The organism is Shewanella sp. 10N.286.51.B8 (genome assembly GCF_041469325.1).
GTDB lineage: Bacteria > Pseudomonadota > Gammaproteobacteria > Enterobacterales > Shewanellaceae > Shewanella.
Window position 1 is genome coordinate 15165 of sequence record NZ_JBFRKG010000015.1, and the last position, 23688, is coordinate 38852.

Consider the following 23688-nt stretch of genomic DNA (forward strand, 5'->3'; position numbering starts at 1 on the left):
AAATATTATGATTAAAGAATCTGTATTTAAAGCATTTGCAACCCCAGCGGATCTCGAAGCCAAATTAGCTGACAAAATTGCCAGTCAGTTGCAGGATGCGGTTGATAGCCGTGGTAAAGCAAGTCTTGTTGTTTCAGGTGGCTCGACACCGCTTAAATTATTTCAATTACTAAGCAATAAAGCGATCGACTGGAGTGATGTTTATATCACACTTGCCGATGAACGTTGGGTAGATGCAGAAGCTGCAGATTCTAACGAGCGCTTAGTAAGAGCACATTTATTACAAAATCGCGCAGCAAGTGCCAAATTCCGTGGTTTAAAGAATATGTTTGATAGCCCTGAAAAGGGCTGTGACATGACGATTGAGTCTCTGGCTAACTTCCCTAAACCATTTGATGTTGTGGTATTAGGCATGGGTACAGATGGCCACACTTGTTCGTGGTTCCCTTGCAGTAAAGAATTAGAAAACGCTTTTACGACTGGTTTACTTTGCGCAGCCGTCAATCCAACGACTGCTCCACATGCACGTATTACCTTATCTAAAGGTGCCATTTTAAACAGTCGCCAGATTTATCTGCATTTAGTAGGTGAGTCAAAACTATCCGTATATCGCCAAGCTTTGGAAAGCGACGATGTGAATGCAATGCCAATTAGAGCCGTATTAGCGCAGCGTAAAACGCCCGTTGATGTGTTTTATAGCGCGTAAAGGAGTTAACCATGCACTCAGTAGTTCAAGCTGTTACCGATCGAATTATCGCTCGTAGCCAAGATTCACGTAAAAAATATCTCGAAGCATTAAACGATGCTCGCGCCAAAGGCGTACATCGTAGTGCATTAAGCTGTGGTAACTTAGCCCACGGTTTTGCGGCTTGTAAGCCAGATGATAAAGACTCTTTACGTCAATTAACCAAAGCGAATATCGGTATTGTGACGGCATTTAACGACATGTTATCTGCTCATCAGCCATATGAAGATTACCCAAATTTCATTAAAAAAGCCTGCCAAGAAGTCGGTAGTGTTGCTCAAGTTGCTGCGGGCGTTCCGGCAATGTGTGACGGTGTTACCCAAGGCCAACCTGGCATGGAGCTAAGCTTACTGAGTCGTGAAGTGATTGCAATGTCAACGGCGGTGGGTTTATCTCACAATATGTTTGACGGCGCCTTATTATTAGGTATTTGCGACAAGATTGTTCCGGGTTTATTGATTGGCGCGTTAAGTTTTGGTCATTTACCAATGATGTTTGTGCCAGCAGGCCCAATGAAATCTGGTATTCCAAACAAAGAAAAAGCCCGTGTACGTCAACAATTTGCACAAGGTAAAGTTGATAGAGCTGCATTGTTAGAAGCTGAATCAAGCTCTTATCACAGTGCGGGTACTTGTACTTTCTACGGTACTGCTAACTCTAATCAGTTAATGCTTGAAATGATGGGGCTACAGCTTCCTGGTTCTTCGTTTGTGAATCCTGATGATCCACTACGTGATGAACTAACCGCAATGGCAGCTAAACAAGTGTGTCGTTTAACTGAAATGGGTACCCAATACACCCCAATCGGTGAGATTGTTAACGAAAAATCAGTGGTTAATGGCATCGTCGGTATCCTTGCAACAGGTGGTTCTACCAACCTGACTATGCACATTGTTGCTGCCGCGCGCGCCGCTGGCATCATTGTCAACTGGGACGATTTTTCAGATTTATCTGATTGCGTACCGTTAATGGCCAAGGTTTATCCAAATGGACATGCTGATATTAACCATTTCCACGCCGCAGGCGGCATGGCATTTTTAGTAAAAGAGCTGTTAGATGCAGGTCTTATCCATGAAGATGTCAACACTGTAGCTGGCTTTGGTTTACGAAAATATACCCAAGAGCCGCGCATTATTGATGGCAAGTTAACTTGGGTTGATGGGCCAACAGAAAGTTTAGACAAAGAAGTGTTAACTCACATCGACACACCTTTTCAAAATAACGGCGGTCTAAAATTACTTAAAGGTAACCTTGGTCGTTCAGTGATCAAAGTCTCTGCTGTACCAGCAGCTAACAGAATTGTTGAAGGTCCAGCGGTTGTGATTGACGACCAAAACAAGCTTGATGCAATTTTCCAAGCAGGTGGTTTAGACCGAGATTGTGTTGTGGTGGTAAAAGGCCAAGGCCCGAAAGCTAACGGTATGCCAGAGTTACATAAACTCACGCCATATTTAGGTACCTTACAAGATAAGGGCTTCAAAGTGGCGCTTGTTACAGATGGCCGTATGTCTGGCGCGTCAGGCAAAGTGCCTGCAGCGATTCACTTAACGCCAGAAGCATTAGATGGTGGCCTTATCGCTAAGGTTGAAGATGGCGACATGATCCGTGTCAATGCTGATACCGGCGAGCTAAGTTTACTGGTGGATGAAGCCACTTTAACTGCACGTGTAGCAGGGAAAGTAGATCTACATCACTCAAGTTATGGCATGGGCCGTGAATTATTTGGTGCATTACGAAATAGTTTAAGCAGCCCAGAAACGGGCGCTCGTAGTACCAGTGCCATTGACGAAATTTATTAATTAAAAGGAAGATACTCGAATGCTTGAGAATAACTGGACGTTACAGCCACAAGATATTTTTAAACGCAGCCCGATTGTTCCTGTAATGGTTATCAATAAAATTGAGCATGCAGTACCGTTAGCTAAAGCATTAGTAGCGGGCGGCATCAGTGTTTTAGAAGTCACTTTACGCACAGAATGTGCTTTAGAAGCCATTGCATTGATTGCTAAAGAAGTCCCAGAGGCGTTAGTGGGGGCAGGTACTATTTTAAATGAATTGCAACTGCAGCAAGCTGTAGATGCGGGTTCACAATTTATTATTACGCCAGGTGCTACCGTTGACCTGTTAAAAGCAGCTAAGCGTGGTAATGTGCCGTTAATTCCAGGTGTTGCGAGCATCTCAGAAGTCATGGCGGGGATGGAGTTGGGTTACACCCATTTTAAATTCTTCCCAGCTGAAGCGTCTGGCGGCGTTAATGCACTGAAAGCCTTCTCGGGTCCATTGGCGAATATTCGTTTTTGTCCAACAGGCGGTATTACGCCGACAAGTTATAAAAATTACTTAGCATTAGCTAATGTTGATTGTATTGGTGGTAGCTGGATAGCGCCTACTGATGCAATGGAACAAGAAGATTGGGGTCGTATTACCCAGCTCTGTAAAGATGCCATCGGCGCTTTATAACCCGAGCGTTTAACTAACGATTAATAAAAGCCACTTTCGAGTGGTTTTTTTGTTTTTAAAATAAGTCCGATCATCAATTTTATAGTGTATAAATTAATACTGGTGAATTAACATTATAAAAATGGACACTTCTTTAAATGGACAAGTACCAGCAAACGGTAAACGTATTTGACAAAGCAGCTGATAAATATCAGCAAAAATACATGGATTGTGCCTTATATGCTGATAGTCTTAATCGTTTTGCTGCGTTAATAGACACTCAATTCAACATTGAATCTAGTTCTAAATCGGCATTTAAAACAGAAACGGGTATTTCTGTATACGATATCGGTTGCGGACCAGGTAACGCCAGTTTGTATTTGCAACAAGCATTAGCTCAGCAACGAAATGTCCCGATAAATATCAGTGGAATAGATTTATCTACGGCGATGATAACGATTGCCAAGCAGCAAAACCCCGCAGCGACATTTGAAGTTAACGATATTCGCCAGATTGCGGCAACAAATAATAAATTTAATGTACTGCTGTGCTCATTTTGTCTGCCGTATTTAGCAAAAAGCGATATAGCGCCTTTTATTGAATCTTTAGCTAAGGTATCCACAGCACAAGCGTTAGTCTATATCGGTTTTATGCAAGCTGATTACAGTCAATCATGTGTGCAGGAATCTGCTGAGGGTGACAAATTACATATGTATTTTTATCAACCTGAATTTATAGCGTCTTTGCTCTGCCAATATGATTTTGAAATTGTCACCAGCTTTACCCAAGATCATATCGTCGATGGTCAGAAGATGGCCACTGATAGGTTTTTATTTGCTAAGAAAACAGTGTTAATTAAGGAGTGATCGAATGCGAACATGGCCATTAGCTTCCAAAATCCCTTTTATTAGTCTGCTAGTTCTATCGTTTGCCTGGTTTTTATTTTATCAAAACGATATGTGGATTAATGATTATGGCGCAGCAAAATTCGATTGGTTGTTACTCATTGACGCTGCTATCATTTTACCCATAATTTGCTTTTTGTGTATCAAATCTACCAAGTTAGCACTCGTTAAGGCACTCGGTTATTTTGCTATTTTAATACTGCTTGGCAGTTATATTATTCCCTCAGAGCAACAAATATTATGGCCTTATTTAACTCAGATCCGTTACCTGTTACTGACGGTATTTGTATTAATTGAGGTATTTTCAATTACCTGCGTGATATTTGCCATAAAAACGGCGCTTAAATCAGGAGTTGATCCTGATATTGCAATTAAGCAGCCAATTAGTGCTTTATTTGGTAATAACTTGGTAGCCGATATCATGATTTTTGAAGCCAGAGTTTGGAGCTTCTTTTTGTGTGGCCATTTAATCAAACCGTCAACATATCACGGTGATTCACAATTTAGTTATCATCATAAAGACGGTAATCAGTCTAACGCGCTAGGATTTATAATGATGATAATGTTTGAAATACCGCTGATGCATTTACTGGTTCATTTTATGTTTTCAGCGTTCAGCGCTAATGTGGTAACGGCATTAACCTTGGTGAGTTTAGTATTCTTTATTGCTGAATACCGTGCTATGTCACGCAGACCGATCACAATAGAGACTTGTGCAGCCTCATTAGTCACTGATAATTACAACCCAAACACTCAAGCTGAGCTTGGCCTCGCAGATTTAAATTCAGGCTCAGGAGCAAGCGTCATAATTCAGAATAAATTACATATTCGCTACGGAGTGTTTAATAGCTTTAGCATTGATTTAAGTAATATTAAAACTGTCGAACCCAACAAATTAGCCATTCGACGTGCTGAAACGATAAAACGCTTTAACTTTTCTGGCGCTCCCAATGTCAAACTAACCTTAGTTGAGCCTATTAAAGGTATTGATAGTGTATATATTGGAGTCGATCAACCAGATGCGCTTATTGGTGAACTAACACTAGGTCTCGTTAAACCAAATTGCTGACACTAGGCCAATATAATGGCTGTTATTGACCTTATATAGTTTCAGCTTAACGTGCGCAGCTGTATTTGCTGCATATGATTATTAAAGTGCATTACATGGGCAAGGGCGTAGTCTTGTTTACTGAGCTTGCCATAAGCAAAGTGGGGCTGTAAATGACCGTTATATTGCTGAAAATCTACGAGCGATTGTTGCAACCTTTTGAGGGCTAGCAAATAATCAGCCTGCTTTGAAATTAAAGGTGCACCGGGTATGACTTCTGCAAGGTTATGAGTCATCTTGCCTTTAGCATTGAATAAAGCAAATGCGCTAGCCCCAATAGTGTGTTTAAAAATCTCTGCTTTTTGCTGGGGATAACCTGTCATTGAATACTCAACACTTTGGGCGCAATGAGTAAAAATTTGGTTTAAATCCCAACCTGCTGATGTCGTGCTTAAAGTAGCCTTTGCTGCTTGCTCTGGGTTGTTGCCAATGACGGCTGCAGCAAGCAATTGCGCTATTTGAGATAATATATTATCGATAGTCAATGGCCGAGGTGCTGGGCTGATGCTAAACCAAGTTGCTGTTCCAGCAATCGTGGTGCCAGCGACTACAGCAGCACTGCCTTTTGCCAAGGTTGTTAAAAATGATCTTCTATCCATAGTAATCCTTGTTGGGCTTTGTTATTACCAGACTAAAAAAACGTGTAACAAATGCTAGTTGTCCATTAGCTTTATGTTTTTAAATAGGGAAATAGCTGTAGCGTTTGTTCAATAATATCCACTTTATGACCTTTTTCTAGATACACTGCATAAATTTCTCGAGAAAAAACCGGCGCATCTTCGACAATAAAAAGTCTATTGCTTTCAATATATTCAAACGCCATTTGTCTTGGCAGGTATGCGCAGCCACCGACATCCAATAAAAAATTAAGTGCAATCCTTGGTTGGTTCATCGAGTGTTTTGCTGGCGGTGAGTCTTGAAAACTGCGGCGGTATTGGCTGTTAATCGACTCACCATAGTCCACCATAATGTAGTTTGCTAATGTCGACTTTTGACTGTCTGAGTTCGCTTCAGTGCTCACAAGATATAACGGCACAGTCGCAACCTTAGTGATGACAAGATCTTCTACATAAGGCGGCTCGAATAAAAAGGCCACATCAATAACGCGACTTAACAGGCTTTTTCTTAATTCAACGGGCGATAGGGTACTGGTTAATAAACTCATCCCTTCGATATTGAGGTGAATTTTAGTGAGCCAGCCTTGTAGGACGATATCCCATATAGACATGATAGAACCTATGGCCAGTTGGTGGTTATCACCCTCAGCAATCCCCACATCTTGCTTGGCTTTTTGCCACATCAATAACAGCTCATTGGCATGCTTAATTAAGCGGTTACCCTCAGGGGTTAATTTGAGGTGTTTCTTACTGCGATCAAACAGTAACACCCCCAAGTCCTCTTCTAAAAGCTTGATTCTGGCACTGACAGCAGATTGAGTGATAAACAAATTTTCGGCAGCGACTCTAAAATGTAGCGTATGGCTAACTTCTAAAAATGTTTTTAATAATTCTACTTTCATCAAAATCCTTTAAAAGCTGTGATTAAATTTTTTAATTAAACACATCAAAATATAACGTTATATTTATGAGAGAGATACTCTTACACTCAGCGAATTACAGCACCTTTGTGCAATAAAAGAAACATGTTCAGGACATATTATGAGAATTGCCATTCTATCAAGAAACCCAAATTTATATTCAACTCGCCGCTTAAAAGAGGCCGGTGAAGCCATGGGTCACACTGTTGATATTATTGATACATTACATTGCTACATGGATATTACCAGCAGCAAACCAACCTTGCGCTACGATGGTAAAGAGCTTCCTATGTATGATGCTGTGATCCCGCGTATTGGTGCATCAGTGACATTTTACGGTACTGCTGTGGCGAGACAATTTGAAATGATGGGGACTTTTAATATCAATGAATCTGTCGCCATTAGCCGATCTCGCGATAAATTACGTTCATTGCAATTATTGTCACGTAAAGGCATTGGGCTGCCACGTACCGGTTTTGCTAATAAGCCTGACAACATTAAAGATTTAATTAAAAACGTTGGTGGTGCGCCTGTTGTGATTAAGCTACTAGAAGGCACTCAAGGTATCGGGGTGGTTCTTGCTGATACAGCTAAAGCTGCTGAAGCCATTATCGAAGCTTTTATGGGGTTAAAGGCCAATATTTTGGTGCAAGAGTTTGTAAAAGAGGCTGGCGGCGCCGATATTCGTTGTTTAGTGGTAGGCGGTAAGGTTGTTGCGGCAATGAAACGTCAAGGCGCTGAAGGTGAGTTTCGTTCCAACTTGCACCGTGGTGGCTCAGCTGAAGTGGTTAAGTTATCTAAAGAGGAGCGTGAAACAGCAGTTAATGCAGCCAAAATTATGGGGCTAAACTTATGCGGCGTTGATTTACTGCGCTCTCAAAACGGGCCAATGGTGATGGAGGTTAATTCATCGCCAGGGCTTGAAGGTATTGAAACGGCAACGGGTAAAGATGTCGCGTCAATGGTATTTCAATTTTTAGAAAAGAATGCCAAGCCCCATAAAAACAAAACCCGTGGTAAAGGCTGATTAGGACGTCATTTTGGATAAGTTAATTATTGGCGATTTTACCATTTTACCCGGTGGGCAGCGCAAAATAGAGCTACCGGTAGCAAAATTATATACCGATGCTGATGTTTCTTTACCGGTACATATAATCCGAGCTAAAAAGCCGGGGCCAACAATATTTATCAGTGCGGCGGTACATGGTGATGAATTAAATGGCATTGAAATTATACGAAGGCTAATTAAACAAAATAAATTTAAGATCACTTCAGGGACCCTCATAGCTGTACCTATGGTCAATGTGTATGGGGTAGTGAATCAAAGCCGCTACATGCCAGATAGACGGGATTTAAATCGCTGTTTTCCTGGCTCTGCGAAAGGTTCATTAGCTGGACGGGTGGCACATATATTTCTTAATGAAATTGTCAGGCACTGCGATTACGGCATCGATTTACATACTGGCGCGATACACCGCTCTAATTTCCCGCAAATTAGAGCGGATATGGACGATGAGGAAACCAAACTACTTGCCGAAGTGTTTGGCGTGCCAGTGATTTTAAATTCAAACCTAGTGGATGGTTCTTTAAGGGAGGCAGCTGTTAAGAATGAAACCAAAATCCTCTTGTATGAAGCAGGTGAAGCGCTAAGATTTGATGAGTTTTCAATACGTGCAGGCATGAAAGGCATTTTAAATGTGTTGCAGCACTTAGGCATGATTAGAAAATCATCATCAAAAGCAAAGAAAAAGCGCGCCCCATTTATCGCCAACGGCAGTCAGTGGGTACGTGCCAATGCCAGTGGTATTGTGCATAACATTGCTAATTTGGGTGAACAAATTACTAAAGGACAAGTTTTAGCTGAAATTGGTAGCCCTTATGGCGAAGTGATTGATTCGGTGATCGCATCACGCTCTGGCATATTAATCGGTAAACAAAACATACCGCTAGTGCAAGAAGGTGAAGCCATGTTTCATATAGCGTACTTTAGCGAAAATGATGAAAAAATTGCAGAACATATTGAAAATGTTCAAGAACAACTATTACCAGATAATGTAAATTAATGAGTTTCGGTATGAAAAATAAAACGATTATTGGCAACTTAGAGTATATCGCTCTGCCTAAATTTGGTATCTCAGAGTTACAAGTTCGCGTGGATACGGGCGCTAAAACCTCGTCATTGCATGTCGATAATATTAAAAAGGTGCTGATAGATGGCGAGCATTGTGTCTCGTTTGATATTCACCCTGATTCACACAATGTTGAAAAGGTGAAAAGTTGCCATGCCCCAATTAGTGATATCCGTAAAATCAAGTCATCTAATGGCACGTCTGAGCAACGTTACGTGATTAAAACCCCGGTAATTCTTGGTGAACAAAAGTGGTCGATTGAGATTACTCTTACCGATAGATCTGACATGAGTTATTTAATGCTATTTGGTCGTGAGGCATTAGGAACACGGTTTTTAGTGGACCCGTCAGCAGTGTATTTAGGATCTTGAATCTAAATATGAATTCAGGTTTAGTAATAACGAAGAGGTGCAATAATGGATTTCGTACAAGTTGAACAATGGCTAGATTTGACTGTGTTTACTGTGGCAAAACAGCCAATTACCTTAGGTGGGTTATTGATCATTCCGGTGATCATAATTGTTGGTTTGTTCATCACCAAATTGCTAGTAAAACTGATCACTAAGCGGTTAACGTCTAAAAAGACTGACCCTAATATTATCCATCTGTTGCAACGTATATTGTATGTTATCGCCATTGCAATATTATTAATTACTTCGCTTGATTTAATTAATGTGCCCATTACCGCATTTGCATTTTTGTCCGGTGCCATTGCAATCGGTTTTGGTTTTGGCGCTCAAAACATTATTAACAACTTCATTAGTGGTTGGATATTAATGTGGGAACGCCCCATTAAAATTGGTGATTTTCTTGAAGTTGAAGGTGCTAAAGGCATTGTCGAAGCCATTAATAATCGTTCGACTCGGATTAGACGGGTTGATGGCGTTCACTTGTTGATCCCCAATAGCACGTTATTAGAAAACACTGTGGTGAATTGGACACTAGTTGATAATTTAGTCAGGTCAAATGTGCGGGTTGGCGTAGCTTATGGGACTAAGGCAAGAGTTGTCGCAGATTTGTTATATGAAGCAACTATCGCACAAAAAGAGGTATTAATTGAGCCTAAACCTGTGGTGAGTTTTGAAGACTTTGGTGACAACGCGCTAATATTTGAAGTTAACTTTTGGATTAACTCCACTGTAGAAGGGGGGTTAAGGGTAACGCGAAGTAATATTCGTTTTGCTCTGGATGAATTATTAGATCAAAACAATATTGTGGTGGCATATCCACAACGTGATGTGCATCTGGATGGCTCACTGACACTAATAAAGCAAAGGTAAACAGTAAATTATTAAATAAAAATACCGCTGATACATTTGATGATAATCAATATTGTATCAGCTGTTAATTAATCGCTACTGTTCAAGCCAGTTCTTTTATAACTCTAGCTTGTGTAGACTTGTACCAGAGCCAGTGCCGAAAAGTAGCAACTAGAACATAGCCATTAGTTATCTTGATATGGCTTACCATAAAAGCTATCTAATAATATCTGCTTTAACTCACTAATAAGCGGGAAGCGCGGATTGGCGCCAGTACATTGATCATCAAAAGCGTGCTCGGCTAATTCATCCAATTTGGCTAAGAAATCGGCTTCATTAACACCAGCTTCCTTGATAGATGTCGGAATACCGACTGCGGTTTTTAACTGTTCTATTTTACTTATTAGCAATGCTACCTTGTCTTTATCAGTGGTGTTTGAGTCAATACCTTCAAGCTTTAGGGTTTCAGCTATCTTTGCATAACGACATAAGGCTTTTGGGCGGTCGTACTGACTAAAAGAAGCTTGCTTGGTCGGCATATCGGTGGCGTTAAAGCGAATAACATTACTGATTAACAATGCGTTTGCTAACCCATGGGCTAAATGAAACTCAGCACCGAGCTTATGGGCCATTGAGTGGCAAATGCCTAAAAAAGCATTAGCAAAGGCAATACCTGCGATAGTGGCGCCGTTATGGACTTTTTCTCTGGCTATGGGGGCTTTAGCGCCCAGTTCATAAGCTGCCGGTAAATGCTCACATAATAATTCCAATGCTTGTAAAGCCTGACCGTCACTAAATTCATTTGCCATCACGCTAACATAAGCTTCTAATGCGTGAGTTACAGCGTCAATGCCACCAAAAGCGGTTAATGACTTTGGCATATCCATTACTAAATTGGGGTCGACAATTGCCATGTTAGGAGTGAGTTGATAATCAGCAATAGGGTATTTCATGCCGCTCACTTCATCGGTTACCACGGCAAACGGGGTCACTTCTGAGCCTGTGCCAGAGGTGGTCGGTATTGCCACCATTTGCGCTTTAACCCCTAATTTGGGGAACTTATAAATACGTTTGCGAATATCCATAAAACGCAAAGCTAAGTCAGCAAAATCAACGTCAGGATGTTCATACAATACCCAAATTATTTTAGCCGCATCCATAGGCGAACCACCACCTAATGCTATGATGACATCAGGTTGGAAACTTTGAGCAACTTTAGCGCCTTGTTTCACAATGGCTAAAGTAGGATCCGCTTCAACGTCATAGAATACTTCTGTTTCAAGCCCCTGAGCTTTTAAGATTTTAATGGTTTCATCGCAATAGCCGTTATTAAACAGAAACTTGTCAGTGACAATTAAGGCGCGTTTTTTAGTTGATAGCTCTTCTAATGCAATGGGTAAACTGCCTCGGCGGAAATAAATTGAAGAGGGTAGTTTGTGCCACAACATATTTTCAGCCCTTTTAGCGACAGTTTTCTTATTAATTAAATGGCTTGGGCCAACGTTTTCAGATATTGAGTTACCGCCCCATGAACCACAGCCCAAAGTCAGTGATGGCGCTAATTTAAAGTTATATAAATCGCCAATACCTCCTTGTGATGCTGGAGTGTTTATTAATATCCGCGCAGTTTTCATCCTAAAACCAAAGGCTTTAACTCTTTCTACTTGGCCATCTTGGTCAGTGTATAACCCTGAGGTATGACCAATGCCGCCTAATGTCACTAATGCTTCAGCTTTGTCCATGGCATCATTAAAATCAGTGGCGCGGTACATACCTAAAAGTGGTGATAACTTTTCATGGGCAAAGGCTTCAGCTTCATTGATATCCGTCACCTCACCAATTAATACCTTAGTCCAGCTTGGGACAGTAATTCCTGCCATGTTGGCAATGGTTGGGGCACTTTGACCAACGATGTCAGCATTTAACCCACCATTTTTAAGAATAACCTCTTGCATGGCAGCGGTCTCTGAATCGGATAACAGGTAACCGCCATGAGTTTCAAAGCGTTGTTTAACTTGCTCATAAATACTGTCTACCACGATGATGGCTTGCTCTGAGGCGCACACGACGCCGTAATCGAAGGTTTTTGACATAAGGATTGAGCTTACTGCGCGTTTTATATCAGCGGTTTCATCAATCACGATTGGGGTATTACCCGCACCAACCCCAATGGCAGGTTTACCCGATGAGTATGCAGCTTTAACCATACCGGGGCCGCCAGTTGCGAGGATAAGGTTGATGCTATCGTGTGTCATAAGTTGGTTAGACAGCGCCACTGAAGGTTCGTCAATCCAGCCGATAATGTCTTTGGGTGCACCAGCGGCAACGGCGGCATCTAAAACAATACGTGCTGCAGTCGTGGTGGATTGCTTGGCTCTTGGATGTGGCGAGAATATAATACCGTTACGGGTTTTAAGGCTAATCAGCGCTTTGAAAATGGCAGTTGAGGTAGGGTTAGTTGTGGGCACTATGCCGCAAATTATCCCTACAGGTTCGGCAATGGTGATGGTGCCAAAAGTGATGTCTTCAGCGATGATACCGCAGGTTTTATCATCTTTATATTTGTTGTATATATATTCAGATGCAAAGTGATTTTTAATGACTTTGTCTTCTAATAAACCCATGTTGGTTTCTGTTGCTGCCATTTTAGCAAGTTTAATACGAGAATCTGTGGCGGCAAGCGCTGCTGCTCTGAATATATTGTCGACTTGTTCTTGGCTGAAATTAGCATATTCTTTCTGCGCTTTAGCGACTCGCTCTACCAGTAGCTCAAGTTGTTCGGTGTTGTTGACAGTCATTATTACGTCCTCAAAAATTGTTAACTAAAGCGTTTTAGTTAACAACTCTTAGCAGCTGTTATAGCTGTGACCTTGGCAAATTATTAGCGTCTACGTGATAAAATTACTCCTTTAGCGGTATATATGTCGTGATCCACAGCACAAATCGCTACGAATGGTAATTTAATTACACAAAAAGGCTTAGTTAAGTGATTATTATCATGCCAGCAAAGCTGGCGGTTAATTCACTAAGAGTGTTTTACCTTTGAATTAATAGCATAAAAATTTAAGCTAACTGAGTGTGCTTTGGCTGGAAGTAAATTGAAGTTTTATTACAGTGTTAGTGACTTTAGATGCTTAACGCTCATCAAAGCCACTAACACAGGGGTCTCATCTTGATAGGTAAGTAAGGTTATCTTTCTAAGCTAATCTCAAAAATGCCAGAAGACTTGGGGCCAAATAATTGCTGATGCAACTTACCGGCAAATTCATCGGTCATTCCAGAAATATAATCTGCAATAATTCGCATTGGATTAAGGTTATTCTCCTTGGCATGTAACCAACGTTCTTGAGTGTTTAATGGCAGCAAACGTTGTGGATCAGACTCAAAGGCTTCAAATAATTCCATGACAATTTGTTGGCCTTTGTATTCGAGCATTTGCATTTCAGGTTTACGGATAACGTACTTATAGACAAATTGTTTTAAAGTATGCAGTGCGATGGCAAAGTCAGGCTCTAGGCTGGCATTGTATTTTAATAAAGGTTCATCAAATTTGTCGTCTTGCTCGATATTAATGGCAGTGACAAAACCATTCACTAAGGTACCTATGGCATCTTTACGTAAGTGATGTTGATGGGAAAATAATTTATCTGCGATATGGGTAAATTCGTGAGTAAGCCATGGGTCATTACTTTGGCTTAATTTGTCAGCGACATCCTGCTGCCATTGCAAAGGCGTGACTATGCCCATCACGATAGCATCTTCTAAATCATGGACTGCATAAGCGATATCATCCGCCAGTTCCATAATGGAGCAATCAAAAGATTTATACTGGGTTCTGTGGTGAGGATAGTGTTGATTAGTGCTGTTTTTAATGCTGATAAAGCGGTTTCTATCATTTACACTCAAACCTGAAAGCACCCAATCGAAGATATCTTTGTCATCGTTAAAAAGGCCTTTTACCGATGGCCACTGTGAAGGTCTTAATTGTCTGTGGCTGGTTATTTCTGGGTGACCTAAATCGACATGTAACTGGCTATATAAAGCGGGATACTTTAACACTCCAAGTAAGGTTCGCCTGGTTAGATTCATGCCCCAGTATTCGGTGTAGGGTTCAAGTCTGGCTAAAATTCTAAAAGTTTGACCGTTGCCTTCAAATCCGCCGTGATGGCGCATCATATAGTTCAAGGCCACTTCACCGCCATGACCAAATGGCGGATGACCAATATCATGGGCTAAGCATAGTGACTCTATTAAGCTCATTGAATCTAATAGTTGCTCAATGTCAGGGAATTTACGTTTAAGCTGGGCAGCGATGCCTGTGCCTATTTGTGATACTTCTAATGAATGGGTTAAACGAGTGCGAAAAAAATCGTTCATGCCAATGCCGTGTACCTGAGTTTTAGCTTGTAGGCGACGAAAGGCGGCTGAGTGCAGTATTCTTGCTCTGTCACGCTGAAATGGACTGCGGTGATCATTACGGCGTAATTTATCTTCACCTAGGCGGCGTTCATGCCATGGATTTATCTTAGTGCTGCCCTCAATATCAGCGTTCATTTGTTTGTCATTGATGGCAGGTAATTCATTTTCAGTGACATCACTACTGTGTATTTCATTGTCTGACATTGATCATCCTTTACTGTGTGAGCATCAGTTAGTTAATTCGTTTTCAGTCAATTTATCTAATGTGGAAGTGCAGCTATCGAGGAAAATTTCGATAAAACATTTTACTTCAGGTAAATCTTGTTCCATTTGCTTAAGCTTTTTATCCAAGTTAATTTTTACATGTTGAAACTCGTCATTGTTAAAGCGTAGCTCATTCATGGTTTTCACATAGGCTTGTAAAATATCTGCGGCTTTGACGATAGCTTTGTATTCTGGGTCGACTTGGGTTTGAACTAATAGTGGCTCCATTTCTTCACGCAGATCTTCAGGTAACGAGGCTAAGCATTCTTTTTCTGCCAGATCTTCAAGCTTTTTAAAGGCTTTGGTAAATTCAGGACTGTGATATTTGGTGTTGGAGTTGATATCTTGGAGCTTGGTTTCTGATACTTCATGGTAAAGGGCGATGGTAGCTGCTTTTTCTGGATTTAGCTTACCGCCAAAGCGTTTATTTTTAATGACCACCAATAAGTGCGCAATCACAGCGACTTGATGACAATGCTCTGATACGTTTTCTTTTTGAAAACAATGCATCAAAGCCCAACGTTCTAACAATGGCATACGGGTGATCCATGCCATAAAAGTGCTTGGTTTCATAATCTGCCTCGGTAATAGGATTAAGGCGAATAGCAGATCCGTGTCGCTAATGAATACGGATTACGGCTAAAAAGCTATCTGTCTACTGTAATCAACTACACTGCGCCATACAACTGTATTTTATATTAACAATTAACCAAAATTTACGTTAGCATAACAACGGATAAGCTTGATTATGAAAGAAAATGTTAAGTTAAATGAGATTAAATATGGATGATGCTCGCTGTTTGCAATTAGATAGATTAGTCACCAACGAAGAGCTTTATATACTCGACAATGTAAAATCACTTAATTTTGTTTGCGATGAATGCGCTGTGGCGCTTATACCTTGCTCTTACAAAAAAGCGGTTAACTTACGTAGACCTTATTTTAAAACCTCAAAAAACGTTGAACATGAGCAGCATTGTTACGCTAAAGCCAGCAGTAAAATTAAGCAGCAAGGCAAAACATCACGGCTGAGCAGTGATGAAGGCTTTCCGTTAGCCTATCCAAATCGGTTTACTTTAACCGCCGCAAAGTCCGTTAAAGCGGTGAGTACTACCGAGATTGCCGCTGATGATGTTAATCAATTAACAAGGTCGAAGGCCGCGAAAACTGTAAGCAGTAAGCGTAAAGCGAATTATCTGACCAGCTCTTTTCAAAGCATAGTCGATCAGTATTTTGACTTTCCTTACGATCGTGACAGGGCGCTTTCATTTGAAGGGGTTGAGGGAAACCAATATGGGCAGATTTTCACAAAAATCATTAACCCAGTAGGCAAGCAAAAGTTTCGTTTTCAAACTGACAATAATGATACCAAGGTGTTTTACAGCACCTTAGCATGGGATAAACCACAAGTTGAAGCTGACTATATTATGATTAAGTTATCCGCTGGCTGGTGGCAAAAAGTGGATAATAAGAATAAAAACCTCAGACCCTATGTTGTCAAAATTCAAACCAGTGCATGGCCTGAAGCGGTAAAGACAAATTTTGTAACACGCTTGAGTCAGATACTTGAGCTAGTAAAAGGTACCAATAAAAAAGCTTTAGTGGCGTTTGTTGGCAAGCAAGATCAGCAAGAGGATTTTTATCGCTTTTTTGCTGAAGAAGCCAAATTGATTAGTTTTAAAGTGGTTTAATTTTGCTCAGGGTGTTATTGCAGGATAAACTCTGTTTGGATCGGATTATGATCTGAGGCTGAGGTTTCGTTAGAGTCTGCATTTATTAAGGTTAAACCGCGATAAAATATATGATCAAGTGGTAAGCCAAACACCCGTTTACGAAAATCTGCTTTGTATTTAGCTTCTGTTAGGCTCAGGCCATGAGTGAGTTGCCTTACGATACTCATTCTACCTTCTCGCCAGGTATTTAAGTCTCCTGCTAAAATAACCGGCCCCTGATGTATGGCGACTTTTTTTAGCACTTTTTTCAGTTGTGATTCGTAACTATTTAGTCGCCAGTCAAAATTAACGCCGTGTAAATTGACCACCAGTAATTGCTGGCCATTAGATAATGGGTAGGCGGCCACAAGAGTCGATTTGGCGAATCGGATTAACGGTTCTGCAGTTTGATAGGCACAGGCTTCACTAGCTGGTTGAGATGAAATATTCATAACCCCCATTGGTACGTTAAGCAGGTTAAACCCTTTGGCCATTACCACATGGTGCTGGGTATCGGCTAAGTACTTTGAGAAACGACGATTAAGTTTGGCTTCTTGCAGAAGTAACAAATCTGAGCCTTGAGTGATTTGCTGTAATTCAGTTTGCCAGTTTCTCTTTTGTTGTTTATAAATGTTCCAAACAGCAATACGTAAGCGTCCTTGTTGATCAAGGGGCTTGCTGACTGTTTGGGATAAACATTGAGACACAAACATGGGTTGTAGTTCACTCATCATAACCTCGGCTTCGCCATTGAATTTCGTCACTACAAATAAATACAAACCGCCACTTAACAATAGCCCGATCATGATCCAATATTTTAATTTGTTAAGGTTCAATGTTACCTCGAGATAGATGTATGACAGCTGAATGATTAGCTTTGCTATATGCTTGCTTGTTTAAAGAGTACAATCAACTTTACTATTAACTTTTCAATACACCTAGGAATACTGTAAAAACTATGGATCAATTGACCCAAATTATTGCCATTGTTGGTGTGGTGCTTTATTGGCTTATTTTAGGTGTGGTGGCAATTCGAATCGTTATCAAACGTCGAAGTATCGGCGTGTCATTTTCTTGGTTGTTGATTATTTACTTTTTGCCTTTTGTTGGGGTGTTTGCCTACTTATTATTTGGTGAATTGCATTTGGGTAAAACCCGCTCAAATCGTTCAAAAGCCATGTATAAACCCTATGCCGAGTGGTTTAAAGCGTTATATGAGCATAATGCCCATAAACCAGAAAGCCAAAGTCATTATGCTATTCCTATTAGTCATTTGTGTGACACCCAATTAAGGATCCCATCTCTTACTGCCAATGAAATGGTGTTAAAACATACTACCGATGACATTTTAAACTCAATAATTAGCGATATAAATAAGGCTAAAAATTGTATTCATATGGAGTTTTATATTTGGCATCCCGGTGGTCTTGCAGATGAAGTGGCTAATGCATTGATTGCCGCTAGCCAGCGTAATGTCGCCATTAAATTACTATTGGATGCCGCCGGCAGTCGCCAGTTTTTCAAATCATCATGGCCAAAGTTAATGACAGATGCAGGAATTAAAGTGGTGCCGGCATTGATTGTTAGTCCACTGCGTATGCTGTTTAGGCGCATGGATCTGCGTTTGCATCGTAAAATTGTTGTCATAGACAATACCGTGGGCTATACCGGCTCAATGAACTTAGTTGATCCTAAATATTTTAAGCAGTCCAGCGAGGTGGGAGAGTGGATTGATATGATGGTGCGGATCACCGGACCTGTTGTACCAGTGATTAATACCGTAAGCAGCTGGGACTGGGAAGTTGAAACCAATGAGCGCTTTTTACCTGAGCAGCCGCCAGCGGCAGAGTCGACTCATACATCGTCATTAGTTCAAGTTATTCCATCGGGCCCAGGGATGCCGGAAGATGTTATTCATCAAGTATTATTACAAAGTTTATATCAAGCCCGTACACGCATTGTTATTACCACACCTTACTTTGTACCCAGTGAATACTTGTTAGTGGCCTTAGTCACCGCAGCGTTACGGGGAGTTGATGTTAATATTATTATCCCAAGGCGCAACGATTCCACTATGGTCAAATGGGCCAGTAGTTCGTTTTTCACTGAACTGTTAAATGCTGGCATAAAAGTTCATCAGTTTAACGGTGGTTTGCTGCACACTAAGTCGGTGTTGATTGATGATGAACATTGTTTGATTGGTACGGTAAATATGGATATGCGTAGCTTGTGGCTAAATTTTGAACTCACTTTAGCGGTTGACGATGTTAAGTTTGCTTATAAATTACAGCAGTTACAGCAAAGCTATATTGATGATTCTGAGCAACTTACTTTAGCACAGTGGAATAAACGCCCTTGGTACAAAAGGGTGATTGAACAAGTTTTTTATTTGTTTAGCCCTTTACTATAGCTTTTCACTTAGCCGTTCACTTTAGCTGGTTGCTATAGAGTTTCGCGTAATCGATAGCGCCTTGTCATGAGCATATAAAAACAGCCACGATAAAAACTATAGTGGCTGTGTTTGTTATGACTATTACTGATAAATACGGCAGTAATTTGATTACTGTGAGTAGTTCTCTAAAAAGTTGCCAAAATCTGTGAGTGCCTTAGTTAAGTCTTCTTTGTGGGGTAAAAATACCACTCGCAGATGATCTGGCTCTGGCCAGTTAAAGGCGGTACCTTGGACTAAAAGCATTTTTTCAGATTTTAATAAATCCAGTACCAGTCTTTCATCGTCTCTAAGGTTAAATTTCTTTAAGTCCAGCTTAGGGAAGGCATATAAAGCTCCCTTAGGTTTTTTAACGCTAACACCGGGTATTGAATTAAGCACGTCATAACAGACGTCTCTTTGGGCGGTTAAACGGCCATTTGGCAGTATTAACTCGTTAATACTTTGATAGCCACCTAAAGCAGTTTGTATCGCATGTTGATTAGGTACGTTTGAACACAAGCGCATTGAGGCCAACATGTCTAAACCTTCAATATAATTTTTGGCGGCTTTTAAATTGCCACTGAGAACCATCCAGCCAACGCGAAAACCTGCAGCGCGGTAAGCTTTAGATAAGCCATTAAACGTCACTGTCAAAATATCATCTGAAAGCGAAGCTGCATGTACATGCACAGCTTCATCATAAAGAATTTTATCGTAGATTTCGTCGGCGAATAAAATGATGTCATGTTGACGGCACAGTTCAACCACCTCTAACAATAACTCACGACTGTATACCGCACCTGTAGGGTTATTGGGGTTGATGATCACAATGCCGCGGGTACGCGGGGTGATTTTACTTTTAATATCGTCAATATCCGGAAACCAGTCTGACTCTTCATCGCAGCGATAATGCACCGCTTTACCGCCAGCAAGGTTGGCAGCAGCGGTCCATAGCGGATAATCAGGTGAGGGGATCAGTACTTCATCATCGGTATTAAGTAGACCTTGTAATGCCATACAGATAAGCTCAGATGCACCGTTACCGATATAGACATCTTCGATATCAATACCAAAGATCCCTTGAGCTTGATAATGCTGCACAATGGCTTTACGGGCTGAAAATAGCCCTTTTGATTCACAATAACCTTGAGCGCTTGGTAAGTTTAAAATGACGTCACGGACAATTTCTTCAGGGGCTTCAAATCCAAAAGGGGCAGGGTTGCCGATATTAAGTTTTAATATTCTATGACCTTCATCTTCTAGGCGGCGTGCCTCTTTATGAACAGGTCCTCGAATATCATAGCAAACACTATCGAGTTTATTGGATTTGATAATAGGGCGCATACTTGCCTCAAGTTACTAATACGACATAAGTATCCGAACAATAACGAATTAATGGCAGTGAGAAAAGGATTAATTGAATATTTTATTGAGTTTATTAGCGGATTGTACTGTGCGGCTTATATTATCGACACCCGGTTAGGTTAAATGACTAAATTGGTGAGCATGAGTAAGATGAAACACTGAATTGCTGGTTTTTTTGAGTGCAACTCTCTTATTAAAGATAAGCTAACTAAGTGCTTAAAATAAATACAAAAAACAAAAAAGCCAGCAATTGCTGGCTTTTAGACTTTTAGGGTGGTTCCGTTAAGGGCCTCCCTAATGATAGCGATAATTAAACGCGTTTTTTGAACTCGTTAGTACGAGTATCAATTTCGATTTTATCACCGATTTTAACGAATTCAGCTACCGTAACAGTACCACCACCAGTAATGGTTGCTGGCTTCATTACTTTACCTGAAGTATCACCACGAGCAGCAGGTTCAGTGTAAGTTACTTCACGAACGATGCTAGTCGGTAATTCAACAGAAATCGCTTTACCTTCGTAGAAAGTGACTGAACATTCTTCTTCCATACCGTCAACGATATAAGCAGAAGCATCACCTAAGTTGTCAGCTTCAACGTCATATTGGTTGTACTCAGCATCCATAAATACATACATAGGATCTGCGTAGTAAGAATAAGTACATGCTAAACGTTCTAGGATGATATCTTCCATTTTGTCATCACCTTTAAAGGTGGTTTCAGTGGTAGAGTCTTGTAGAACGTTCTTTAATTTGATTTTAACGATTGCAGCGTTACGACCAGAGCGAGTTGTTTCAGTTTTCTGAACAACCCATGGGCTGCCATCTAACATGATCACGTTACCAGGACGGAGTTCATGAGCAGTTTTCATTACTTTATTCCTATATTTTAGGTATTAATTTTAATTGCGCAGTATCTTAGCTGGTTTTAATAAATTGAACCAGACGTGTAGCAAGATCTGCATCATTTTTAGCATCAACTGCCCAATCTGTAGCATGACGCTGCATAGGCAATTGCACTGAAATAAGTTGTTGCCAATAATCTGAGATATCGGCACGTTGCTGATTGAATGCAAAATTTACTTCCGAGAAGATATTTGCAAATCTATCATCAAGTTTGTGGGTATAGATATTAACAAAAGCCTGCAGTTTTACTAGGTGATAATCTTCATCTTGTGGGTAAATATGCCAAATAAACGGCCTAGCTGCCCACTGAGCGCGCAAAAAAGAGTCTTCTCCGCGAACAATGTTGATATCACAGCTCCAAAGCAGTCGGTCAAAGCCGCTTTGATCTGTCATAGGCAGAATGTGAATAACCAGATTTTCCAGCTGATATTGCTGACCTGGTTTAATGTTTTCTATGGTCACTGGCAATAAATCAATGATGCTGGTTAAGCTTTTGCCCACGGGAATTAACGCATGCATGGTTTGGCTTGATTGACGCCAAAGCTTGACCAAACTTGCTAGGGCTTGTGACTCATAACTAAATACTGATACGACGACATCTTCAGCGTTAATGCCTGATAAACCTAATTGGCGAAACAATGACAGTTTATTACTGCTATCAGCTTGCCAAGCATTACGTTGACTAAATAAGTCTTGCTCGCAAATCAATCCGCCACTTTTTGCAGTAAACCCAGGAAAATAAAAATACTTTTTAAGGCCACTTTGTTGCATTGAAGGTAAACCGTGACAGCCGTCGACCCAATCTTCAGCGCAAAGGTATTCAAGGTTTATCCATAGCGGTGGAGTATGTGATGAGGTTGAAGTGTGGTGTTTATTATGATTATGGAGTTCTTCAATACTGCTTTTAACTTGTGAAGGTAATTCACAAGCAAAAGCTTCAATCAATACGCTTCCAGCTTTGTACTCTATATCTAATGGGTTGTTCCATTGAAAAATATTAACACCGCAAAAGTATTGCTGGGCTATAGCTGGGTTTAACTGCGGCAAAATATGCGAAAAACTGTGTAAGTCATCGACCCATAAATTGATTTCAATACCGTATTCTGCGTGCAATTGTTTGGCTAAACGCCAGGTGACACCGATGTCGCCGTAGTTATCAACAACAGCGCAGAATATATCCCAATGTTGATTGCTTGATTTGTTCACTTTTTTCTCTCAACACAGCAGCTAGCTATTTGGCGCTAAATGTCAGCGCTAAAAAAAGCGGCTATGGCCGCTTTTTAAACTGTTTTTACTTAACAGTAAAAACAAAGTTAGAGACTCAATATTAGTCTTCTAATTCAGCTAAGCACATTTCTTCATAAATTTGCTTAACCCAAGCGTCAACACGCTCTTCAGTCAGTTCAGGTTGACGATCTTCATCAATACCTAAACCAATAAAGTGTTTGTCGTCAACTAAACCTTTTGATGCTTCAAAGTCGTAACCTTCTGTTGGCCAATGACCAATAATGATCCCGCCACGCTCAGATACGATATCACCAACCATGCCCATAGCGTCAAGGAAGTACTCAGCGTAATCTTCTTGATCGCCACAGCCAAAAATTGCGACTAACTTATCAGTGAAGTCAACTTGTTCTAGCTCTGGGAAAAAGTCATCCCAATCGCATTGAGCTTCACCGTAATACCATGTTGGAATACCAAATAAGATCAAATCGAACTCAGCGATTTGCTCTTTGGTGCTTTTGGCGATGTCTTTGACATCGACCATTTTTTTACCCAACTTCTTCTGGATCATTTTGGCTACAGCCTCGGTATTACCAGTGTCACTACCGAAAAAAAGACCTACAGTTGCCATTGTCTATCCTTTAAATATCATGTTCGCTTTGCGAATTTAAAAAAACGGTTCAGTTGTCGATTTGTTGTTGCAAGATTAATTCGATTAACTGGCTACGGCTGATGTTACTGGCCAATGCTTGTTCGTTCAAGGCGTCATATAAAACTTGTGACACCTTTAACTCTATTCGTTTTAATCCGTTAGCGCGATCACGTTGTATTTGATTGCGCTTATTGACCTTTAACTGTTGTTCCCGACTTAAGGGGTTGCTTCTAGGACGTCCACGACGCTTCTCTGAAGCAAACAGGTCAATGGTGGTTCTATCTGTTGTTTCTTTTGCCATCGTTCTGTTTAACCGATCCCTGAACCTTCCCAGGTGATCTGAATAATACCTTTTGCTACAAACCCGGCACAGCCAAGGAATAATACTAACCATACGATGTAACGTCCAAATTTGGGCACTTGGCCTTGCTTAAGGACATCGTGAATAGCCATACCAATAAAGAAAAATATTAAAGCAAAAAACAAGTTTAGACCTAATGTCTCAATTTGATCCATATACTGATTCAACATGTTTTTTCCTTTAGTAATGCTTTAAGGCTAAAAGAGGGCGGGAATATATCACATAGATATACT

At 40.7% G+C, this 23688-nt stretch carries 23 protein-coding genes; 11 read left to right on the forward strand and 12 right to left on the reverse strand.

Translation table 11 applies throughout. The features are described from left to right. The first annotated feature begins 7 nt into the window (after positions 1–7). The 5 genes from pgl to AB4160_RS06825 all read left to right on the forward strand — a co-directional run bounded on the left by pgl (position 8) and on the right by AB4160_RS06825 (position 5158). Complete coding sequence (pgl, locus tag AB4160_RS06805; protein ID WP_102435534.1) at positions 8–706, forward strand: 6-phosphogluconolactonase; 699 nt, start codon at positions 8–10, stop codon at positions 704–706. 11 nt (positions 707–717) lie between these two features. Next, entirely contained in the window at positions 718–2544 is a 1827-nt protein-coding gene (edd, locus tag AB4160_RS06810; RefSeq protein WP_303446772.1) for a phosphogluconate dehydratase, read from the forward strand. Positions 2545–2563: 19 nt separating this feature from the next. Next, a complete protein-coding gene (locus tag AB4160_RS06815) occupies positions 2564–3205 on the forward strand; it encodes a bifunctional 4-hydroxy-2-oxoglutarate aldolase/2-dehydro-3-deoxy-phosphogluconate aldolase (protein ID WP_102435530.1) in 642 nt (213 codons plus the stop codon). A gap of 137 nt (positions 3206–3342) precedes the next feature. Beyond that, positions 3343–4050 (forward strand): class I SAM-dependent methyltransferase, encoded by a 708-nt coding sequence (locus tag AB4160_RS06820; RefSeq protein WP_372004002.1) that lies wholly within the window; start codon positions 3343–3345, stop codon positions 4048–4050. Between the two features lie 4 nt (positions 4051–4054). Next, positions 4055–5158, forward strand: coding sequence for a hypothetical protein (locus tag AB4160_RS06825; protein WP_303461513.1), 1104 nt, complete (start codon positions 4055–4057; stop codon positions 5156–5158). 41 nt (positions 5159–5199) lie between these two features. On the opposite strand, the gene AB4160_RS06830 is transcribed toward AB4160_RS06825, so the two are convergent. Beyond that, positions 5200–5796, reverse strand: coding sequence for a DUF1569 domain-containing protein (locus AB4160_RS06830; protein ID WP_372004004.1), 597 nt, complete (start codon positions 5794–5796; stop codon positions 5200–5202). A gap of 71 nt (positions 5797–5867) precedes the next feature. Further along, positions 5868–6716, reverse strand: coding sequence for a LysR family transcriptional regulator (locus AB4160_RS06835; RefSeq protein WP_372004006.1), 849 nt, complete (start codon positions 6714–6716; stop codon positions 5868–5870). 139 nt (positions 6717–6855) lie between these two features. On the opposite strand from AB4160_RS06835, the gene rimK reads away from it, so the two are divergent. From rimK to AB4160_RS06855, 4 genes are read left to right on the forward strand one after another with little or no spacing between them, the layout of a single operon-like run. Next, positions 6856–7761, forward strand: coding sequence for a 30S ribosomal protein S6--L-glutamate ligase (rimK, locus tag AB4160_RS06840; RefSeq protein WP_372004008.1), 906 nt, complete (start codon positions 6856–6858; stop codon positions 7759–7761). Positions 7762–7774: 13 nt separating this feature from the next. After that, positions 7775–8797: a succinylglutamate desuccinylase/aspartoacylase family protein gene (locus tag AB4160_RS06845; protein ID WP_372004010.1), complete on the forward strand. Its 1023-nt coding sequence runs from the start codon at positions 7775–7777 to the stop codon at positions 8795–8797. 11 nt (positions 8798–8808) lie between these two features. Then, positions 8809–9234: an ATP-dependent zinc protease gene (locus tag AB4160_RS06850; protein ID WP_372004012.1), complete on the forward strand. Its 426-nt coding sequence runs from the start codon at positions 8809–8811 to the stop codon at positions 9232–9234. Positions 9235–9279: 45 nt separating this feature from the next. Then, positions 9280–10143: a mechanosensitive ion channel family protein gene (locus tag AB4160_RS06855; protein ID WP_372004014.1), complete on the forward strand. Its 864-nt coding sequence runs from the start codon at positions 9280–9282 to the stop codon at positions 10141–10143. A 164-nt stretch (positions 10144–10307) separates the two neighbouring features. Here the strand turns inward: AB4160_RS06855 and adhE are convergent, their stop codons facing one another. The 3 genes from adhE to yfbR all read right to left on the reverse strand — a co-directional run bounded on the left by adhE (position 10308) and on the right by yfbR (position 15378). Continuing rightward, positions 10308–12920 (reverse strand): bifunctional acetaldehyde-CoA/alcohol dehydrogenase, encoded by a 2613-nt coding sequence (adhE, locus tag AB4160_RS06860; RefSeq protein ID WP_102435513.1) that lies wholly within the window; start codon positions 12918–12920, stop codon positions 10308–10310. Positions 12921–13311: 391 nt separating this feature from the next. Next, positions 13312–14676 (reverse strand): anti-phage deoxyguanosine triphosphatase, encoded by a 1365-nt coding sequence (locus AB4160_RS06865; protein ID WP_102519551.1) that lies wholly within the window; start codon positions 14674–14676, stop codon positions 13312–13314. Between the two features lie 93 nt (positions 14677–14769). Then, positions 14770–15378: a 5'-deoxynucleotidase gene (gene yfbR / locus AB4160_RS06870; protein WP_102435511.1), complete on the reverse strand. Its 609-nt coding sequence runs from the start codon at positions 15376–15378 to the stop codon at positions 14770–14772. A gap of 209 nt (positions 15379–15587) precedes the next feature. Here yfbR and AB4160_RS06875 point away from each other — a divergent pair, with 209 nt between their 5' ends. Next, positions 15588–16496: a hypothetical protein gene (locus tag AB4160_RS06875; protein ID WP_372004016.1), complete on the forward strand. Its 909-nt coding sequence runs from the start codon at positions 15588–15590 to the stop codon at positions 16494–16496. A gap of 14 nt (positions 16497–16510) precedes the next feature. On the opposite strand, the gene AB4160_RS06880 is transcribed toward AB4160_RS06875, so the two are convergent. Continuing rightward, complete coding sequence (locus AB4160_RS06880; protein WP_372004018.1) at positions 16511–17323, reverse strand: endonuclease/exonuclease/phosphatase family protein; 813 nt, start codon at positions 17321–17323, stop codon at positions 16511–16513. 152 nt (positions 17324–17475) lie between these two features. Here AB4160_RS06880 and cls point away from each other — a divergent pair, with 152 nt between their 5' ends. Beyond that, complete coding sequence (gene cls / locus AB4160_RS06885) at positions 17476–18927, forward strand: cardiolipin synthase (protein ID WP_102476747.1); 1452 nt, start codon at positions 17476–17478, stop codon at positions 18925–18927. Between the two features lie 150 nt (positions 18928–19077). Here cls and AB4160_RS06890 read toward each other — a convergent pair whose 3' ends face one another. The 6 genes from AB4160_RS06890 to AB4160_RS06915 form a co-directional block, all read right to left on the reverse strand. Further along, complete coding sequence (locus AB4160_RS06890) at positions 19078–20292, reverse strand: pyridoxal phosphate-dependent aminotransferase (protein WP_102476748.1); 1215 nt, start codon at positions 20290–20292, stop codon at positions 19078–19080. Between the two features lie 331 nt (positions 20293–20623). Next, complete coding sequence (gene efp, locus AB4160_RS06895) at positions 20624–21184, reverse strand: elongation factor P (RefSeq protein WP_076540967.1); 561 nt, start codon at positions 21182–21184, stop codon at positions 20624–20626. A gap of 46 nt (positions 21185–21230) precedes the next feature. Then, positions 21231–22424: an elongation factor P maturation arginine rhamnosyltransferase EarP gene (earP, locus tag AB4160_RS06900; RefSeq protein ID WP_102435502.1), complete on the reverse strand. Its 1194-nt coding sequence runs from the start codon at positions 22422–22424 to the stop codon at positions 21231–21233. A gap of 121 nt (positions 22425–22545) precedes the next feature. Next, positions 22546–23073: a flavodoxin FldA gene (fldA, locus tag AB4160_RS06905; RefSeq protein ID WP_076540963.1), complete on the reverse strand. Its 528-nt coding sequence runs from the start codon at positions 23071–23073 to the stop codon at positions 22546–22548. Between the two features lie 49 nt (positions 23074–23122). Next, complete coding sequence (gene ybfE / locus AB4160_RS06910; RefSeq protein ID WP_076540961.1) at positions 23123–23395, reverse strand: LexA regulated protein; 273 nt, start codon at positions 23393–23395, stop codon at positions 23123–23125. Between the two features lie 8 nt (positions 23396–23403). Further along, the gene (locus AB4160_RS06915) at positions 23404–23625 is read right to left on the reverse strand and encodes a DUF2788 domain-containing protein (RefSeq protein WP_076540959.1); all 222 of its coding nucleotides are present in this window, start codon (positions 23623–23625) and stop codon (positions 23404–23406) included. Positions 23626–23688 lie beyond the last annotated feature (63 nt).

Coding starts and splice junctions, on each gene's coding strand:
- cls (WP_102476747.1), top strand. CDS start 17,476: ATGGATCAATTGACCCAAATTATTGCCATTGTTGGTGTGGTGCTTTAT.
- AB4160_RS06875 (WP_372004016.1), top strand. CDS start 15,588: ATGGATGATGCTCGCTGTTTGCAATTAGATAGATTAGTCACCAACGAA.
- AB4160_RS06830 (WP_372004004.1), bottom strand. CDS start 5,796: ATGGATAGAAGATCATTTTTAACAACCTTGGCAAAAGGCAGTGCTGCT.
- edd (WP_303446772.1), top strand. CDS start 718: ATGCACTCAGTAGTTCAAGCTGTTACCGATCGAATTATCGCTCGTAGC.
- AB4160_RS06835 (WP_372004006.1), bottom strand. CDS start 6,716: ATGAAAGTAGAATTATTAAAAACATTTTTAGAAGTTAGCCATACGCTA.
- AB4160_RS06850 (WP_372004012.1), top strand. CDS start 8,809: ATGAAAAATAAAACGATTATTGGCAACTTAGAGTATATCGCTCTGCCT.
- adhE (WP_102435513.1), bottom strand. CDS start 12,920: ATGACTGTCAACAACACCGAACAACTTGAGCTACTGGTAGAGCGAGTC.
- AB4160_RS06820 (WP_372004002.1), top strand. CDS start 3,343: ATGGACAAGTACCAGCAAACGGTAAACGTATTTGACAAAGCAGCTGAT.
- rimK (WP_372004008.1), top strand. CDS start 6,856: ATGAGAATTGCCATTCTATCAAGAAACCCAAATTTATATTCAACTCGC.
- fldA (WP_076540963.1), bottom strand. CDS start 23,073: ATGGCAACTGTAGGTCTTTTTTTCGGTAGTGACACTGGTAATACCGAG.
- AB4160_RS06855 (WP_372004014.1), top strand. CDS start 9,280: ATGGATTTCGTACAAGTTGAACAATGGCTAGATTTGACTGTGTTTACT.
- AB4160_RS06825 (WP_303461513.1), top strand. CDS start 4,055: ATGCGAACATGGCCATTAGCTTCCAAAATCCCTTTTATTAGTCTGCTA.
- yfbR (WP_102435511.1), bottom strand. CDS start 15,378: ATGAAACCAAGCACTTTTATGGCATGGATCACCCGTATGCCATTGTTA.
- efp (WP_076540967.1), bottom strand. CDS start 21,184: ATGAAAACTGCTCATGAACTCCGTCCTGGTAACGTGATCATGTTAGAT.
- pgl (WP_102435534.1), top strand. CDS start 8: ATGATTAAAGAATCTGTATTTAAAGCATTTGCAACCCCAGCGGATCTC.
- AB4160_RS06865 (WP_102519551.1), bottom strand. CDS start 14,676: ATGAACGCTGATATTGAGGGCAGCACTAAGATAAATCCATGGCATGAA.
- ybfE (WP_076540961.1), bottom strand. CDS start 23,395: ATGGCAAAAGAAACAACAGATAGAACCACCATTGACCTGTTTGCTTCA.
- AB4160_RS06880 (WP_372004018.1), bottom strand. CDS start 17,323: ATGATCGGGCTATTGTTAAGTGGCGGTTTGTATTTATTTGTAGTGACG.
- AB4160_RS06915 (WP_076540959.1), bottom strand. CDS start 23,625: ATGTTGAATCAGTATATGGATCAAATTGAGACATTAGGTCTAAACTTG.
- AB4160_RS06890 (WP_102476748.1), bottom strand. CDS start 20,292: ATGCGCCCTATTATCAAATCCAATAAACTCGATAGTGTTTGCTATGAT.
- AB4160_RS06815 (WP_102435530.1), top strand. CDS start 2,564: ATGCTTGAGAATAACTGGACGTTACAGCCACAAGATATTTTTAAACGC.